The 17,177-nt window shown below is 60.9% G+C and carries 13 protein-coding genes, 1 tRNA gene and 2 pseudogenes; 6 read left to right on the top strand and 10 right to left on the bottom strand.

From position 1 onward, the window contains the following. Positions 1-54 precede the first annotated feature (54 nt). The 5 genes from BcanWU425_RS29140 to BcanWU425_RS29120 all read right to left on the bottom strand — a co-directional run bounded on the left by BcanWU425_RS29140 (position 55) and on the right by BcanWU425_RS29120 (position 4,483). Positions 55-255 (bottom strand): hypothetical protein, encoded by a 201-nt coding sequence (locus BcanWU425_RS29140; protein WP_085361378.1) that lies wholly within the window; start codon positions 253-255, stop codon positions 55-57. Between the two features lie 222 nt (positions 256-477). Further along, the gene (locus BcanWU425_RS29135) at positions 478-729 is read right to left on the bottom strand and encodes an exodeoxyribonuclease VII small subunit (RefSeq protein ID WP_007594646.1); all 252 of its coding nucleotides are present in this window, start codon (positions 727-729) and stop codon (positions 478-480) included. 73 nt (positions 730-802) lie between these two features. Next, positions 803-1,732 carry a histone deacetylase family protein gene (locus BcanWU425_RS29130; protein ID WP_085352539.1) on the bottom strand — a complete coding sequence of 310 codons (930 nt, stop codon included), beginning with the start codon at positions 1,730-1,732 and terminating at the stop codon, positions 803-805. Between the two features lie 133 nt (positions 1,733-1,865). Then, entirely contained in the window at positions 1,866-3,524 is a 1,659-nt protein-coding gene (locus tag BcanWU425_RS29125) for a bifunctional metallophosphatase/5'-nucleotidase (protein WP_018456263.1), read from the bottom strand. 200 nt (positions 3,525-3,724) lie between these two features. After that, positions 3,725-4,483: an enoyl-CoA hydratase-related protein gene (locus BcanWU425_RS29120; RefSeq protein WP_204513897.1), complete on the bottom strand. Its 759-nt coding sequence runs from the start codon at positions 4,481-4,483 to the stop codon at positions 3,725-3,727. A 245-nt stretch (positions 4,484-4,728) separates the two neighbouring features. Between BcanWU425_RS29120 and BcanWU425_RS29115 the strand changes: the two genes are divergently transcribed. Further along, positions 4,729-5,970, top strand: a complete 1,242-nt coding sequence (locus tag BcanWU425_RS29115) for an MFS transporter (protein ID WP_085352688.1) — start codon at positions 4,729-4,731, stop codon at positions 5,968-5,970. Positions 5,971-6,061: 91 nt separating this feature from the next. Here BcanWU425_RS29115 and BcanWU425_RS29110 read toward each other — a convergent pair whose 3' ends face one another. Further along, entirely contained in the window at positions 6,062-7,840 is a 1,779-nt protein-coding gene (locus BcanWU425_RS29110) for an acyl-CoA dehydrogenase (RefSeq protein WP_085361379.1), read from the bottom strand. 253 nt (positions 7,841-8,093) lie between these two features. Here BcanWU425_RS29110 and BcanWU425_RS29105 point away from each other — a divergent pair. The 3 genes and pseudogenes from BcanWU425_RS29105 to BcanWU425_RS29095 all read left to right on the top strand — a co-directional run bounded on the left by BcanWU425_RS29105 (position 8,094) and on the right by BcanWU425_RS29095 (position 9,274). Continuing rightward, positions 8,094-8,168: transfer RNA gene (locus BcanWU425_RS29105), tRNA-Gln, on the top strand. 274 nt (positions 8,169-8,442) lie between these two features. After that, a pseudogene (locus tag BcanWU425_RS29100) lies at positions 8,443-8,722 on the top strand (aldehyde dehydrogenase family protein); the annotation flags it as partial. 75 nt (positions 8,723-8,797) lie between these two features. Next, positions 8,798-9,274, top strand: a complete 477-nt coding sequence (locus tag BcanWU425_RS29095; protein ID WP_083926417.1) for a 2Fe-2S iron-sulfur cluster-binding protein — start codon at positions 8,798-8,800, stop codon at positions 9,272-9,274. A 49-nt stretch (positions 9,275-9,323) separates the two neighbouring features. On the opposite strand, the pseudogene BcanWU425_RS29090 reads toward BcanWU425_RS29095, so the two are convergent. Next, positions 9,324-9,647, bottom strand: a pseudogene (locus BcanWU425_RS29090) (cyclic nucleotide-binding domain-containing protein); the annotation flags it as partial. Positions 9,648-11,313: 1,666 nt separating this feature from the next. Between BcanWU425_RS29090 and BcanWU425_RS29080 the strand changes: the two are divergent. Beyond that, positions 11,314-11,658, top strand: a complete 345-nt coding sequence (locus BcanWU425_RS29080) for a hypothetical protein (protein ID WP_204513898.1) — start codon at positions 11,314-11,316, stop codon at positions 11,656-11,658. 764 nt (positions 11,659-12,422) lie between these two features. On the opposite strand, the gene BcanWU425_RS29075 is transcribed toward BcanWU425_RS29080, so the two are convergent. The 3 genes from BcanWU425_RS29075 to BcanWU425_RS29065 all read right to left on the bottom strand — a co-directional run bounded on the left by BcanWU425_RS29075 (position 12,423) and on the right by BcanWU425_RS29065 (position 15,193). Further along, entirely contained in the window at positions 12,423-12,596 is a 174-nt protein-coding gene (locus tag BcanWU425_RS29075; RefSeq protein ID WP_204513899.1) for a hypothetical protein, read from the bottom strand. Positions 12,597-13,631: 1,035 nt separating this feature from the next. Beyond that, complete coding sequence (locus tag BcanWU425_RS29070; protein WP_231188768.1) at positions 13,632-13,808, bottom strand: hypothetical protein; 177 nt, start codon at positions 13,806-13,808, stop codon at positions 13,632-13,634. A gap of 1,046 nt (positions 13,809-14,854) precedes the next feature. Beyond that, positions 14,855-15,193 carry an H-NS histone family protein gene (locus BcanWU425_RS29065; protein ID WP_204510834.1) on the bottom strand — a complete coding sequence of 113 codons (339 nt, stop codon included), beginning with the start codon at positions 15,191-15,193 and terminating at the stop codon, positions 14,855-14,857. A 628-nt stretch (positions 15,194-15,821) separates the two neighbouring features. Between BcanWU425_RS29065 and BcanWU425_RS29060 the strand changes: the two genes are divergently transcribed. Beyond that, positions 15,822-16,307: a hypothetical protein gene (locus BcanWU425_RS29060; protein ID WP_231188765.1), complete on the top strand. Its 486-nt coding sequence runs from the start codon at positions 15,822-15,824 to the stop codon at positions 16,305-16,307. The last annotated feature ends 870 nt before the right edge of the window (positions 16,308-17,177 follow it).

Below are 17,177 nucleotides of genomic sequence, written 5' to 3'. Positions count from 1 at the left end.
CAAGCTTAGGTGAGCTTAAGTGCTCTCCGGTTCAGTCTCTGTGATCCCTGTCACTTAGATCGGCTTCGTCCATCCCAGCCAATTCATCAGCAGTTTGAAGCGCTTGTCGTCGGTAATCAGTGCCCACGCAAGGCTTACAAAAAGCCACACTCCGCGCAGCTTTACACCAAAGCTTGGGCCAAAGCCAACCCGCTGGGCCCGATTACGGGCATGCACCTGCAACCCGCGGGCCAGAGTGGTTAATCCTGGCGCCATCGGAAGGGTTCCAACCTAGCCCGGTTCCTCGGCAAGGTTTTTCGCGTGGGGAAGCTATTTTTAGGCCGGATTCAGGAGGACAAGGGGCGCTCTGAGGGAGGTTCCATAATCTCCGGAGCGCCGGTTCCCTGGAATCAGGCAGCAGCAACGCCGACGGCGGCGTGCGATCATGAAAAATTGCCGGTGCGCGCTGCGTGAGATAGGCGGCTTTGAAGGCGGCCCTTACTGGACGTCGAGCGGCGCGGTGCCGGTCGCCTGGCCGCTGGCATCGGTGGTGATCTTGTCGACGCGCGCCTCGGCCTGGCGCAGCAACTCCTCGCAGCGGCGCTTCAGGGCCTCGCCGCGCTCGTAGATCGTCACGGATTCCTCGAGCGGCACCTTGCCGTCCTCGAGCCGTTTCACGATCGTTTCGAGCTCCTCGATGGCGCGTTCGAAGGTCAGCCTGGAGATGTCGATTTGGGTATTTTCGGCCATATAAGTTTCCGATTGCCCGATTCGCTTCACGTCGGAGAAAGCAAAGTTTTGCGGGCGCAATGTGGCGGGTGTGTCAGGCGCCCATCAGGGCGCCGACATGCGCCGTAACAGATTCTTTCAGTCCTTGCAGGTCGTAGCCGCCCTCGAGCACAGAAACAACGCGCCCTCCGGCGGTCTTGTCAGCGAGGTCCATCAACTTACGCGTCACCCAGGCATAATCCTCCGCGCGCAAATTCAGCGACGCCAGCGGATCGCGATAATGCGCGTCGAAGCCGGCAGAGATGACGAGCAGCTCCGGGCTGAATTTTTCGAGCTGCGGCAGGATCAGATTCTCGAACGCGATGCGGAATTCCGGCCCGCCGTCCTCGGAGGCGAGCGGTGCGTTGACGATGGTGTCGTGGTCGCCGCGCTCGCTCTTGGCACCGGTGCCCGGAAACAGCGGCATCTGGTGCGTCGAGCAGTACATCACGGTCGGGTCCGACCAGAAAATATCCTGCGTGCCGTTGCCGTGATGCACGTCGAAATCGACGATGGCCGCGCGCTTGATGCCGTATTTACGCTGCGCGTGGCGCGCGGCGATGGCGACGTTGTCGAAGAAGCAGAAACCCATCGGCTTGCCGATCTCGGCGTGGTGGCCGGGCGGGCGCACCGCGACGAAGGCGTTGCGATGCTCGCCCGCCATCACCGCTTCGGTCGCCGCGACCGCGCCGCCGACGCCGCGCATCACCGCTTCCCACGTGCCAGGCGACATCGAGGTGTCGCCATCGATATAGACCTGTCCGCTGGTCGGCGCGATGTGGCGCAGCTCCGTGACGTAGTGCTCGTTGTGGCAGAGCGTGACGAAGTCGAGATCGCCCTCCGGCGCCTGGTCGCGCACCAGGAACTGGAAGCGCTCATGCGACAGCGCTTCCTCCACCGCGCGCAGGCGGTCCGGCCTTTCAGGGTGTCCCGGCGGCGTGACGTGGTCGAGGCAGGCCTTGTGGGAGAGGAGAAGCGTACTCATCAGTCGGCCTCATGGGATGCGGGCTCTCGATGTCGCTTGGCGCATCCGGCGCCAAAACGCAAATGCAAAACCCAATCTATGCGTTCCCCCGGGAATGGCAAAGGGTGTCCCGGAGCGGCCTGTTTGATCCGGATCAATTCACGCGCAGGATGCGGCTCAGCGGCAGCGGTCCGATCGGTCCGTGCGCCCGGAAGAACGCGAACAGCGCGTCAGCGTCGTAGCCGCCATATTGCGGCCCCGTGCCTTGTTTGGCGACCGTAAACCCGTCGCCCCCGACTGCGAGGTAATCGTTGAGGGTGACGCGGTAGCCGCTTCCGGCTTCGATCAGCCTGCCATTGAGCGTCATCTTCTCGTTGATCACGCGCTCGCCGTATGGCTTCGCCGCATCCCAGGCGTAACTGAACCCGTTCGAGACCTGGAGAATCCGCGGCCGCTTCGGATCGAGCCATTGCTGCTCCAGCATGTCCTTGAGCTGGCTGCCCGTGAGCGTCATGGTGACGAGCCGGTTGCGGAACGGCTGGCTGGCGAAAACGTCGCCGAAGGTGATCGCGCCGTTCTCCTTTGGCACGATGTCGGTGCGGATGCCGCCGGGATTGGTGAGCGCGATGACGGCGCTGCCGTCCTTGGCGTCCCTGGTCGCGGCCAGCTGCGCGTCCGCAATGACGTCACCGAGCGGGCTTTCGCCGGCCTCGTTCGGCACGCGTGACAGCGTCTGCGTCACCGATCCAGCCGGGCGATTGGCGATCGGCGCCGAAAGCCTGTCGTAAGCGTCGATCAATGCGGTCTGCTCGGGATCCCTAGGCAGCGAGGCATTGGCGACGAGGACGTTCTCGGCCCTAGCGCTGACGATGTCGCGCGTTGCCGGATCGAGCTTGAGGTCGATCGCGGTGACCAGAGTACCGTATTTGTCGCCGCTGGTGACGAGCCGCCCGTCAATATCGCAGACATAAGCACGATGGGTGTGGCCGCTGACGACGAGGTCGACGGCGCGATCGATTTTTTTCACGATGTCGACGATCGGCCCCGTGATAGCAGGGCATTCATTGTAGTCGCCGGCCGGCTCGCCGCCCTGGTGGATCAGCACTACGATCGCCTCGACCCCACCCGCTTTCAGCTGCGGCACCAGCGCGTTCACCGTTTCGGCTTCGTCGCGGAATTCGAGGCCGGTGATGCCCGATGGCGAGACGATGCCCGCGGTGTCCTTCAAGGTCAGCCCGATGAAGGCGATGGGGATGCCTTCGAATTCCCTGATCTCGTAAGGCGGCAGCACGCTCTTGCCCGTCGCCGTCTCGATGGTGGACGCCGCTAGATAGCGGAATCTGGCGCCCGTAAAGGAATGCGGCCCCTGACAGCCGTCGACGGGATGACAGCCCCCGTTCTGCATCCGCAGGAGCTCGGTCTTGCCTTCGTCGAATTCGTGATTGCCGACCGAGCTGATCGCGAGCCCCATCATCGAGAGCGACTCGATCGAAGGTTCGTCGTGGAACATCGCCGACAGGAACGGGCTCGCGCCGATCAGGTCGCCGGCGGCGACGAAGATCGTGTTCTTGTGGCCCTCGCGCAGCTGCTTCACCAGCGTCGCCATGTATTCGGCACCGCCGGCCGCCACCATCACCTTCCTGGCCTTGTCCTCGGGATCGCTGATCCGGATGCCGCCCGGCGGCGGGCGCAGATTGCCGTGGAAATCGTTGATCGCCAGGATGCGCAGCTCGACGGGTGCGGCGGTTTGGGCGGACGCGGGCAGGGCGGCGAGCGCGAGCGAGAAGACGGTCAGCCGGAGAACATGTTGCATGAAACCAGACTAGTCGTTCCGCACGAAGATTTCACGAAGCTTTCTTCCTTCTCCCCTTCTCGAGAAGGTGTCGCGAAGCGCCGGATGAGGGGGTGTCTCCGCAAATTCAAATGTGAGTTCGACTCGCGGATAGAACCCGTCACCCGTCTCGCCGCTTTGCGGCGAGCCAGGCTCTCCCGCCATGGGAGAGGGAAGACAGCCTACCGCTTCTTCCTGTTCATAAACGCGTTGAACGCGGCGGTGGCTTCTTCCGACTTCAGCCGCTCGCCGAACAGATGGGCCTCCTGATCGATGCGGCGGGTGAGCTCCTCGGATGCGACGCGGAGCAGTTTGCGCGAGATCGCGACCGCTTCGGCGGGAAGCCGACAGATATCGCGCGCCACCTTGCGTGCCTCGACCTCGGTATGACCCGGCGAGACCACGGTGTTGACGAAGCCGGCGGCATGCGCTTCCGCGGCCGTAAAAGTCCGTCCCATCACCAGCATGGCGAAGGCGCGCTGGTAGCCCATCGTGTTCGGCATCAAGAGGCTGGACGCGCCGACCGGCACGAGCCCGAGATGGATGTAGGGCGCGGAGAAGGTCGCCGCGTTCGAGGCCAGCACATAGTCGCAATGGAACAGCATCACGGTGCCCATGCCGATCGACGCGCCGTCCACGGCCGCGATCACCGGCTTGGCGTTGTGAGCTAGCGAATAGAGAAACTTGGCGCCGTCGGACAGCGTCTCGGGGCGCGACGTGTCGGCGTGCATGAAATCGTCGATGTCGTCGCCGGCGGTGAACACGCCGGAGCCCCCGGTGATGATCATGCAGCGGATGTCGGGATTGTTCTGCGCGGTGTCGATCGCGCGGCTCATCTCCCGATACATGTCCTGCGTGATCGCGTTCTTCTTGCTCGGGCGGCGCAGGGTGATCACGCGCGTTCCGCGCTCTTCGCTGACGACGATATTGCCATTCGGCATGAGGGGCCCCTGCGGTCGCCGCGATACTGACATTGCTAGACTCGCGAAACGTCAGCCTACATCATCTTGCAGGCGTGCCAATGCGCTAGCGCGACCTTTTGGAGACCGAATTCGCCCGAGACGGGCGCATCACGCTCGCCGCCGTGTTCCGCGTTGCAATGATCAACCGCCATTTTCGATTGAAAAACCACTGGTTGTGGTGCACGATCGCCTCGCGCCGTTCCATTTGGCCGATTGCCCGATTGATGATTGCCGCCACTCGTGTTGACGAATCCTCGCTGCACTATCGCGGCTGGCGCGTCGTGCTGGCCTGCTTCCTGATGGCTTTCTTCATGTTCGGCTTCGGCCTGTACGGTCAGGGCGTCTATCTCGCGGAACTGCAGCGCGCCCATGGCTGGCCGGGCACGCTGGTCTCCGCGGCCAGCACCTTCTCCTTTCTCCTGACTGCCGTCCTCGTCATCTTCACCGACGATCTGCTCGCCCGCATCGGGCTGCGGTCGCTGATCCTGTGCGGCCTGTCGGCGCTCGGCGCTTCGACGGTGCTGCTGGCGCTGCTGCAGACGCCGTGGCAGCTCTATCTCGCTTATGCGCTGATGTCGGTCGGCTGGACCGGCATGGGCACGGTGGTGATCGCGACCGTGCTGAACTCCTGGTTCGAACGGCGCCGCGGTCTCGCGCTCAGCCTCGCCTACAACGGCGCGACCTGCGGGGGCATCGTGCTCGTGCCGCTGCTGCTGTCGCTGAGCGGCAGCATCGGCTTTCGTTCCGCGATGCTGGCGGCCACGCTGGCGATGGTGGTGCTGGTGCTGCCGGTGGTGGTCATCTTCACCGGGTGGCGAACCGAAATGCCGCCGACGTCGGGTGGGAATTCATCCACTGGCGGCACTGCCTTGCCTTCGGTTCACTCACGCAAGACGCTGCTCGCCAACGCGGCGTTCTGGACCATGGTGCTGCCGATCGCGGTCGCGCTGCTGGCGCAGATGGGATTCATCATCCATCAGGTGACGTTCCTCGAACCGCTGATCGGCCGCGCCAGTGCGGGCCTTGCCGTCACCGTCATGGCGGCGATGGCGGTGGTCGGGCGCCTCTCGCTCGGCCTGTTCGTGGACCGGCTCGATCCGCGGCTCGCCTGCGCGGCATCGATGACGAGCCAGGCGGCGGCGCTGTTCGTGCTTCTGCAAAGCACGAATCCGACCGTGCTGCTCGTGTGCTGCGCCGTCTACGGTTTCTCGATCGGCAACATGATCACGTTTCCGCCCTTGATCATCCAGCGGGAGATCGGCGCGAGCGCCTTCGCCGCTGCGATGGGGCTGGGCACCTCGATCAGCGGCATTGTCAGCGCCTTCGGCCCCGGCATCGTCGGTCTCGTGCGCAGCGTAACCGGCGACTACACGAGCGCGTTTGCGATGTGCGTGGTGCTCGACGTGGTGGCGGCGAGCGTCGTACTATGGCGGCCGGGGCGACGTACGAAGCTTGCGGCTTCGTAGCCCGGATGGAGCGCAGCGCAATCCGGAATTCGTGTCACCAGCAATGATGGCCCCGGATTGCGCTGCGCTCCATCCGGGCTACGCGTCCCGGCTACCCCAACAGCACCGCATCCGCTGCGGCGACCGACTCCGCACTCTCCGTCACGGTGCGCTCGAGCGCGCCGGCCTGCACGGCGATGTTCTCGGCGAAGAAGCGCGCCAGCGAGACGTAGCGCCCGGCGTCCGCGATGCCGTCGGATTTCGCGGCGAGCGCTTCGGACGCCAGCATGCAGCCGCCGAGCGTGGCGCCGAACTGTTGCAGATACGGCGTCGCGCCGGCCAGCGCCTCGTTCGGCGCGGAAGGAAGCCGCTCCAGCAGCCATTTGCTGGTGCGCGTCAGCGCCTCAAGTGCCTCACGCAATTTCACGCCCGTGGTGCCGAAGGCGGGATCGTTGGAGGCTTCGACCTGCTTCACGATTGCGGAGAGTTCGTCGAGCAGCGCCCACACCGACGCGCCGCCGTTGGCCGCGAGCTTTCGCGTGACGAGGTCGATGGCCTGGATGCCGTTGGTGCCCTCGTAGATCGCGGTGATGCGGGCATCGCGATAGTGCTGCGCCGCGCCGGTCTCCTCGATGAAGCCCATGCCGCCATGCACCTGCACGCCGAGATAGGCGACCTCGTTGCCGATGTCGGTCGAATAGCCCTTGGCCATCGGCGTCAGCAATGCCGCACGCGCGGCAGCGTCGGCGCGGACCTTCGGATCCCTGGCACGCGTCGAGACGTCGATCGCCACCGCGGTCGCATAGCAGATGGTGCGCGCCGCAGCGGTCTGCGCCCGCATCCGCATCAGCATGCGCTTGACGTCGGGATGCACGAAGATCGCATCGGAACCGTCACCCTTGTTGCCGAGGGCGCGGCCCTGCTTGCGCTCTTGTGCGTACGACAATGCCTGCTGATAGGCACGGTCGGCAACACCGACGCCTTCGAGGCCGACGCCGAGGCGGGCCTGGTTCATCATCGTGAACATGCAGCGCATGCCCTGGTTCTCTTCGCCGACCAGGAAGCCGATCGCGCCGCCATGATCGCCCATGGTCATGGTGCAGGTGGGGGAGGCATGCATGCCGAGCTTGTGCTCGACGCCGGAGGCAAAGATGTCGTTGCGCGCACCCAGCGAGCCGTCTTCGTTGACCATGAATTTCGGCACGAGGAACAGCGATATCCCCTTGGTCCCTGCGGGCGCGTCCGGCAGGCGCGCCAGCACGAAATGCACGATGTTGTCGGTCATGTCGTGCTCGCCGTAGGTGATGAAGATCTTCGTCCCCTTGATGCGATAGGTGCCGTCGGCCTGCTTCTCGGCGCGGGTGCGCAACGCGCCGACATCGGAGCCGGCCTGCGGCTCGGTCAGCTGCATCGTGCCGGTCCATTCGCCGGAGACGAGCTTCTCGAGATAGATTTTCTTCAGCTCGTCGCTGCCATGCGCGTCCAGCGCCTCCATCGCCGACGCCGTCAGCAGCGGGCAGAGGCCGAAGGCGACGTTGGCGGCGCTCCAGATCTCGCTGCAGGCGGCGTTGATCGCGAGCGGCAGGCCCTGGCCGCCGAAATCCTCGGGGCCGGAGACCGCGTTCCAGCCGCCCTCGGTCCAGCGCTTGTAGGCATCCGGCCAGCCCGGCGCGGTCGTGACCTTGCCGTCGCTGAGCTTGATGCCGTGCTCGTCGCCGACTTTGTTGAGCGGCGCCAGCACGTCGGTTGCGAACTTGCCGGCTTCCTCCAGCACGGCGCTCACGATATCGCCGTCGAAATCGCCGTAATGGCCGGCCTCCATGGCAGCTTTCAGGCCGGCGCCGTGGTTGAGCGACAGCAGCATGTCAGAGATCGGCGCGCGGTAGGTCATGGCTCACTCCCGTGGACAGTTCTTGGCGCCGTATTCCCATGAAACGGGGGAGGTCTCAACTGTCAGGAGGGTGGCGGAACGCCCGTCGGCAACGGGCTGGCGTAGCGCTCCTGTAAGGCATGGCGCGGCGCCACCGGCGCCTGTGGTATTTTGCCCCTCCGGGCGGTTGAAATGCCGCGCCTCTCCCTATAGACCGGCACCACTCGAGGGAATCCGCGGACGCTCCTGTCGCCGCCGTTTCCCGAGGGCCTGATGGGGCGTAGCCAAGTGGTAAGGCAGCGGATTTTGATTCCGCCATTCGGAGGTTCGATCCCTCCCGCCCCAGCCAGCGCTTAAGCTGCTGAGTTCGTTATGTAAGCAGCTCTGATGCCGCCGAATTTTTTGAACGCGTTTGGAAATGGAGCTTCTGATGCTCGTTCCCGAATCAAACTAAACGGCGTCGTGCATTACATCGACCATAGTGGCCTATCTCCGTGGCTTTCATCTCAGTATATACCGCCGAGGCTACTTGGGGTGGTCTGTTACGCCCTCATCGTAGGATAGGGTACTACAGCGAACAATCGGACAAGCAGTCGAAATAATGCATTGGTGCGGAATTCGCCGTGCTGTCCATCATTTCCTACAACACAGTGGAGGAGGCGATCGAGATCGCCGACGACACTGTCTACGGCCTCGGCGCCCACGTGCAGGGCACGGATATGGAAACGGTGCGGGCCGTAGCCGGAGAGATCCGGTCTGGTCAGGTCCATGTGAACTATCCTGACTGGGACCCGAACGCACCTTTCGGTGGATACAAGCGTTCCGGCAACGGCCGGGAGTACGGCCTAGAGGGGTTTGGAAGAATATCTCGAGACAAAGGCCGTTCTCGGATTCTACTCATGAAGTTGCTCTCGTCGCATCGGGTCTTGGCGCTCGTCACGACCAGCGTCCGCCAATGCAAAAGTGTTTCCGGCCGTGATGGCACACGCGTCGGAATCCGCAGAACACCTTCTGGCTCAAGGTCGGGGCTTTGACGGCTGGCTGAGTTGGCCCGTGAGTTCAGTTCGCCCGACATGTGGAGCGGTATCTCATATTTCTCCAGGCCATTTCGAAATCAATCTGTCGCGAGAAACCCGTGCGGCCGTGGATAGATGGCTCCGCGTCGCTGAAGCAAACCGATGGTTCGCGCGATCTTGGGTTGGAAGATGGGCACGGCCGTTATGTTTCGATATCGTACGATTGCCGTTGAGCCCGGGAAGTCGATTCCTGGATGCACTGATCGATTCAGGAATTTCGCTTGTGGAAGGTGGCTGCGGAACCTGCGAGACACGCGTGATCGAAGGCATGCCGGATCACCGCGAGCAGTTTCTGAGCAAGCAGGAACAAGAGACAAACAAGACGATCATGATTTGCTATTCGGGTGCAAAGTCGAAAAAGCTGACCTTGGACCTCTAAATAGGCCCAACCGACTGCCAACGTCTAATGACAGAACGTGCGCCTTGTCCGATGAGGGGATTCGCGAGGCGATGCCCGCGGCACGAACGACGGCGGTAACGGCCGAAGGGGACGGCTCTAGCACGGAAAGAGTGCCTACTGCTCCCTCGCGCCCTATTGCGGCGCTGGCGACCGTCTGTCCGTTGGCCATGTCGATCATCACAGAAATGGCGCCACTATGAGGAAAGAGGACGTGCTCGGTCTGGTCACCCGCCTGCGAGACGACCGCATCCCGATCGAGCGCTACCATCTCTAGCTCGGGCGCCAGCAGATCGAGGTCCGCCGCCGGTAGTGCTGCCAGAAGTCGGTTACCAATTTCGCCGGGAAGCGTCACTGCGGCCTCCTTGAACGATCCGCCGCATCGCATTTCGAGCGTCATAGGGCGGCCAACTCGAACTTTGTTTGAATCCGCCTACGCCTCGCGCCCCGAAGTCCAATTCAGCTGCGGAAGCTCTCAATCTCAAAAACTCCAACCACACGCGCCTCGGAGGCGAATTGTTGTCTCTCAGGGTGATTGAGGAGTTAGGTCCCAGCGCGCCGCTCCGCAATTGTGAAATGCGCATGGGTAATACCATAGGGAGTTCCGCTTTCCGGGACGCGGCAAACGCCGCGGCGATCTCGCAAGAGAGGGCTCGGCTTGACCTAGAAGCTCAACAGCTACGTGATGAAGCCGGGTCATTTCCGCCAGGACAAACGAGACAGTCTGCTTAGGAAGGCCCGGCAGAACGAAATCACGTCTCAGTAACCGAGTGGCTGACCTTGTCAGTAACCGAGTGGCTGGCCTTGCCAAGATGGCAGCCACCGAAATAGGGCGCCTCCGTTGGCGGCATGAGTGGCGGCTCAAACGAGCATCCACATCGTAAACGCGGCGCAGAGGCAGATCGTGCCCACGACAGTCATCCGGCAAAGAAGCGCTCGGTCCGGTCCATGTCGATCATCTTCGAGATCGATCCACGCCCGTAAACGTTTAAAGCTGCACGCTGGCTCCTGCTTGCGCCTGTCGTAATCTGTCAGAGCTTACGTCCCATTAGATGGTGTGAGCGCTCTGCGAACTGGCATTCCAGCAAATTCGATCTGAGGGGCTTCGAAATCAATTGAATCAGCTGGTTGCTAACCGCTATCTGCAAGCCCGCACTGAGCAGCTCTTGACCCTGAGTACGGCAACGCTCGTTGCGTGTGTCGGGCTCTTAGTGTCCAAGTTGCAGTAACTGATAGCCCTCCGAGGCTCGCGCAATAGCGGGGGTTGTGTTGATCAATTGGCATCGGTCGTCGAGCAGGTTCGTGGTCCAATGCGGCGAGACAAAGTAAGGATCAAACGTCGGAGTGATGAAAAGCTAACCATAATCGAAGAAGGATCGCTCAAAAGTTCACTGCTGCTGGTGCGAACCTTATTGCATGCCTGCGCAGAGCGCAGGCGGACGACGCTCTGGCGCTGACACTCGACATTGCACTCAGCGCTGGGACTGCTCACCTGCTTTGATGGATGGCGGACAAAAGGCTCCAGTCATCGGACTGGAGCCGCCACCTTCCTAAGCGCCTCCGCGAGGGGGATTGCGGGCAGTCGGAAGAGCGGGGTTTATCGATCTAGGTCAATGTTTCAACCGGATGCACGCTAGCGGCAAAAGTCAGACTATTGCGCTGTCATAAAACCAGTCAAACACCGGGCTTGTCATTTCAATCTGCGAGACTTTAACTCTGACACTCAGAAATAACAGGTTTGTGAAAAACAAGCCGAAGGGGGTCCGCAGTGGAGAAGGTGCGACGCTTACGCGCGATGGGTTCGCTGTGTCGTCAACAAGCAGCGTACAATGGCGTGAATAAATGGAAGCTCCTCGCGGAAGCAGAATACTGGGAGCACTTGGCTGAGCTTGAGCTGTCGTCCCATTTCCAAGAATGCAACGTCGCTTGTGCAAATGAAAGAACAGAGCCTCAAGCACGCACAGAGGAGAATGATTACTCGCGCCGGGAGACGATTGCCCCCGGATCAACGGCGACCACGAATGACGCGCAGTGTGCGCTTATGCCCCTATGAGCAAGATCCTCGTCGCGGCAATCGAAATGTGGGTTGGTCCAGCGCGCCAGTGTCGGCGACCTTACTCTTCTGGCCTATATGTCGCGATTTTGCGCGCACCTTCCCAAAGCTCGACGTCTTGGCCGTTAACGAGCTGCTTGGCTCGTTCGCTCGCCGTTGGTTCGTCGACGCAATCAAGTTCAAGGCGAAGCTGTATGTGGCCGTCCGATCCAAGAATGTAGGCTCGATACTCCGGCATGAGTTGCTCCAAAACATCAGTTCCGAAGCTGAAACCCGAGAAAATTACAACAACATCAAGAAGCTGTCCATTTAATTAGGACGATACTCCCATCCGTTCCAGACGGATCACTGCTCTGGACATACTCAAGAGCGCCACCGACGCTGAGGAGGTACACGTTCGGATTCACTCAACCCCGAATATTAAGCTGCCTATGATCGATTAATACATTTTACGAATTAAATTCGGATAACTGAAAATAATGTGGTACCTTTGTCGGTCCGAAGACGTTCGTGAAGTGGATGTCATACCTCGACAGAAGATGACGATCGACGTGAATTTTTGAAGACCTGCGGTAGATTTGCGGCCGTAACGCCGCCCGCCATGACCTTGCTTCTATCGACCTCACTCACGTCAAACGCCATCGCTGCGTCTGGGGCAAAAGGTGTGAACGGAGGTGGGGCAGAGCACCATCACCATGAGCACCACCTCGAACACCATCCTCACGACCGGGACGACGATTAGTTGATGAGGGAAGAGGTCCGCCTCAGGCACTCCGGGGCCTCTGCCTTGTAAGCACATGGCCTACTCACCTAGTCGTGAGTTGGGTCGCTGTCGGCGCTCTACACATCTCGGTCGGGTTAATCGAGACGGTCTCTCGCCCATGGGCGCGACCTGCGCCGATAGTGCCACAAACAGCATCAATGTCGTTAGGGGCACCATTCCGGCGCATCATGCTCGCGCGCCGAGAGCGTCGTCGGTCGTGGCGACGTGCAGCGTGTTCAGACTGCGGCCATCGGGCAGCGGAACGGATCAGCAATCACGCCGCTGTCAGTCTCGATTGCTCATCATGCTTCGTGCTACTGCAGTTTCTGGTTGTTGGCTACTTCTCGCGCTAAACTAAGCTCAAGCTCAGTGAGCTTTTCGATCAAGTGCTCCACGATCTCCGCGCAGTCCGAATGCGTCAGCGAATGCACTCCGCGCGATGTCAGGTGGTTCTTGAGGATAGTCGCCATCATGGCTTTGACGCTCATGGACCGGCCTCGTCTGAAAAAGCGGATCGTCACAAAATCAATCTGAAGTAGACGTTGACTATGGACGACACGCAACGGCAAGAAGTTTGGTTCAACCTCCATACAAGTACGGGCGGCGCCTCGCGCTATGTTGCGTTGCGAAGCACGTGCCGTTGCAACACCAAAGCAGCGCTTCGCTCCGAATTCGGGACTTACGAAACAATTCGTTAGCTTTTATCTGGCTTGCTAGGTGCGTGCCGATTACCGCCGATTGCGGCACATGGAATGGGAATACCGGCCCCGGCTGTTCCTCCCAACCTGCGGCCGGGGCCGTTTGAACTTGCACTGCACCGTTCAACCCGGTCCACGACAATGTTTAGAGGCATTGCCATCACGCTATTTGGGCTGACCATTCTTTCGCAGCTCGATCAGACGCTCTTCTATGGTCGAAATACTGGCGCCGCGCTCAGGCTTGTGCGGGACATTAGTCGTGGTTCCGGCCTGTGGTCAGCCGTGCTGCGCTCCTTCGGGCGGGGCATGCGCGAGCTTCCTCGACGGCTACTTCTTCAACAATACCCCTATCGTTCGCGCCATTCGCCTCACTGATCCTGCGTGACGGCCCAGCTCGGCTGCAATCTTCGATACGCCAGCGCCCGTCCGTGCCAGCTTCGACAATTGCTGGACCTCGCGGTCGGTCCATTGCTTTGGCTTCGGCGTTTTCATGGTGCGGTGCTCACCCGCACCAGTTAACCAGCGCGCCTCGTTTCGAACACTTGGGAAATTTACGGGTGGGTCCGTGGGCTGCGATCGAGGTTCACCGAGAAATAGTCGACCACTTCCGTAGCCTGGGCGCTTGCCTGAAACCCCGCTGTTCTTCGAAATCGACGGAAGGACCATATGGATGAACTGCTGGCGGCGTACAATGACATCACCGCTTCCGGATTGGGCCCTCCCAACCGCAATGCGATGCGGCGAAGGCGGAGCAGCGTTCGCTGGCGGAGCCATGCGCAAAGTTCGGTTGTGCACGCCGATCTAGCCGGCTTGACCTCTTCCGCATCAGCCACGCGTTCGCTGAGAGGGCGGCTTAAACTCCACGACCTCGTGCTGGTCGCACGGATTAGCTCGCTCATTTTTCTTGACGATTAGCTCAAGCTCGAGAGCCTCGAAGGCGAGTTCATCCGCCAAGCGCTTAAACAGCTCGCGCTTTTCTATGTCCGTCGCTTGCTGGCTCATCAGCATAAACTCTCTGGCGTCAGCGCGGACCTTTTCCAAACGTCGTCGGAGGTCCTTCATTGTGTGCCGGCTTAGCTTTTAAACTTATCCTTGGCCCGAACAAATCAGTTTGCTGGTTCGGATCCACCCGGAGTCAACTGCCGAAACTCGATACTGGTTCTATGCGGACCGCCAAATTCGCCGCTCTTCGTGCTGCGATATTTGGGCCACGCTCCATGACCCCGCCCCTGTTCAGGGATTGCGGGCTGAGGACGGCCGTCTTGGCCGATGAGCCATCCCTGTCCGGCTCTCGCCGGATGATGCATAGAACTAGCATACCTGAAGGGGGCATGAATGTTCGAAAGCGCACAGACGCGAGTGTTGCGCCGGACTAGGCTGGGAGCGATCCTGGACGCTCGCAAAGCGCTCGGGACCCAACGGCCTCGGGGAGATGCGAAAATGTGCCGGCTGCGCTGAAGCGGCTCCGTCCGCGAACGCAGTGTTGCCGGTTGCGTGCCGGGTATGAGGCAGGAGTAAGCTCGGCAGATTTAGATCAACGATGGTCGTTCTCGTGCGTACTTTTCTTCTCATTGTGGGAATATGGCTACTGGTGAACGTTCTGTTCGTTGTAGTTGTCCTGCCCTCGCGCAGACCGTCACCTACTCGGCGAGCAGGAATTCCATCTCCGGTGACGATTAACACGACGGCCGGTCGCTCGGACGATCACGACCCACCACTCCTGCAGCGCGCAATGAGGCCGGTTGCAATCAGGGTTCTTTTCATCGTGCTCATCCCTCCAGTCCTTCGAGCGTGGAATGCGGTTAGGCGGCACTTCAGAGGGCACGACAACTAGACACGGCCATCGCGTGCTTGAGATTCTCGTCGATGTCCTCACTGCGCCGCGGGCCCCCCGAGCGATTCAGCGAGACCATCAGCACAGCGCTCTCGCTATGGCCATGCCTCGAAGCATGGTTATGACCCGCGCTTCAACGATGATGTGAGGAGCTCAGAGCCCAGGGGGAACAGCCGGCGCCAGCATTTCCATCCCAAAATGCCGCAACGCGCGCTCAATTGGTCTGCCGCTTTTCGGCTGAAGCCCGATCGATTAGGAAATCGTCCAATTTTCGGCCGCCTCGAAGCTGCGGCCGCAGCCATCGAGGCAGCCTGCCGCGACCCGACCATGTCTCCGCCGGGTTCTTCGGATTGCGATATTTGGGACGAACGGGCGGGTATGGACGGCGCTCGCGATTGAACCGCGTGGCCTCGTTGGCCAGTCCAATCCTGTGGAGCCGTTCCTCCAAATGTGCTTTTTGCATCAACATTTTCTGAGTGAGTTTGGCGGCGACCTCTTGGTGAAATATCCAGAGCTCGTCAACGGAGAGCGAATTGAAATGCGCGGTGTTCATGGCTCCATCCCTAATCTTGGGCAGAAGGCCCAGGCAGACAAGTCGGGAATCCGGGAACAGACAAGCCCTCAGTTAAATATTGATCATGCAATCCACATTTAATACGAGAGGTAGCAGGGAGAAAGGCGCGACAGTGGTAATATCGTGGCGGAGTATTTAAATCGCCGCGCGGGGTAGCCACGTCTCGTGACCTCCACAAACTCACCCTTGGCCAGTTGCGCTTTCGTGCTCGGGGACGAGCGCAAAGATGGCGATCACCGGACGGCGGCGCGGACGGCTCGATGAATCGCGCTGCCTCGTGACCGGCATATTAATCAGGTAGCCAAGAGTACAATTAATTAATTCATCGCGCCGCCCGATTTAAGCCGCATGGGAGCCGTTGTCGCCGCTAAGGTTCGAGCGGGGGGTGGGGCGCACCCGGGAGTTTTCGATGTCCGGTCATTTGCGATTATACTTCGCCAGTTTGGTGCTTGTCGGAGGTTTATCGGCGGCGCCTGCGTCTTCCAACCCTCTTGCCGACTTCTTCAATACTGCTACGCCCCAACCCACGGTAACCTCTCCGCCGCAAGCCGAATGCGTCCCGCGTCCCGGTACCTCGACCACTGGTGGACAGCATTGGGTCTACCGAATGGACGGTCGCCGCAAATGCTGGTTCCTGGCCGAGGGCATCGCGACGGTGAAGAAGCCGATTCGGGCTCGCATGGCCAAAGACCGCAGCGCCAGTTTGGACGAGAACGGGACGAGGTGGAGCGCGGTCGTTGATGCGCGCGCGGAGGTGCTGCGCTCCGCACCGCCCGAGCAATCTCAGCCGCCTGTACCCGAAATGAAGGTAGCTGATGCCGCTTCCAATCTCGGCACGGGGTCGGCGGCCCCCATTGTCGATCTTCCCAACCAGATCACCTCCGAACACTCCGCACCGGGCCAAGTCGACGTTGGGCAGCTTCTCGCCGACGCACCTCAAGATATGCCGCTGGGCGCGCGCACTGCAGAGGCGCACGGCGAAGCGCGCAGCTGGACGGCCTGGTTCGGTGTACTGCTGATGACGCTTGGTGGCCTCTCGCTCTTGAGCTCGAGGCCGCACGCTTCGGCATGCGTGGAGATTACGTTAGCTTAGATGCGAGGTACATCCGCCGCGCAATCAATGGATTCCACGAGCCGGTATAGCCGAACTGCCACACGTACAAAGATTCCGTGCGCCACGCCTAGTTTGGCACCGGCTTAGACGGACATTCGAGTACGATGACGGTCGCCTTTGGGATCGGACTGCATTATGCGGTACAAGGTGTTCGTGGTGGACGGCAGCCGGCAACTGATCTGCGCTGCAAAGCTCGACTGCATTGATGAGCAGACGGCGAGACGCCGAGCCGAGCAAATGCATGACGAGCACGACGTTGAGCTTTGGCAAGGCGATCGACTCGTTGCTGTGTTCCGAAGTGCAACGTCGAATGAAGGTCGGAGCTAACGCGCGATCCTGAATCGACGGCCGGTCTCGCCGCCGAGTTAGTTCGAGCATTGTGAGGCACCCCGGCCTGGCTGGTTGCCGACATGTCGCAGCGACGTCGTCACCAAGGCTCGCTACTGCGGTCCCGGCCGTCTCTAAACGGCTCTTGCTCCGCCGCTCGCTTTGGTACGCCGTCTTCTGCCCATCGTTCTTGCTTCTACATGTCGGAGCTTGCGTCGAAGCTTCTCCACCTCTCTAAGCTCCTCCAGAAGCGCCTGGTGCCGTTCATTCAGAACAGCACTAGAAAAAATCTGACGCGTACTCGACATCACATGCCTCAGAAAATGATTTGAAGTAAGAAGTCGACGAAAAGCGAAAGATAAAGAATACTCCACCGAAGCTCAATGAGCTGAAGCCGCAGCCGCCAGATGCTCCCAGTACTCTGCCTCTGCAAGCAGTTTCCAGCTTCTCTCAGGTTGGAGTGCGGCAGTCTGTCGGCATAGCAGCGCCATTGCACGCAGGCGGCGGGCAGCTTCCATTTCA

The sequence above is a fragment of the Bradyrhizobium sp. WU425 genome (assembly GCF_021052305.1).
In the GTDB taxonomy this organism is placed as follows: Bacteria; Pseudomonadota; Alphaproteobacteria; order Rhizobiales; family Xanthobacteraceae; genus Bradyrhizobium; species Bradyrhizobium canariense_D.
The sequence above is the reverse complement of the archived record's forward strand: the minus strand, read 5'-3'. Positions and strand labels throughout refer to the sequence as shown.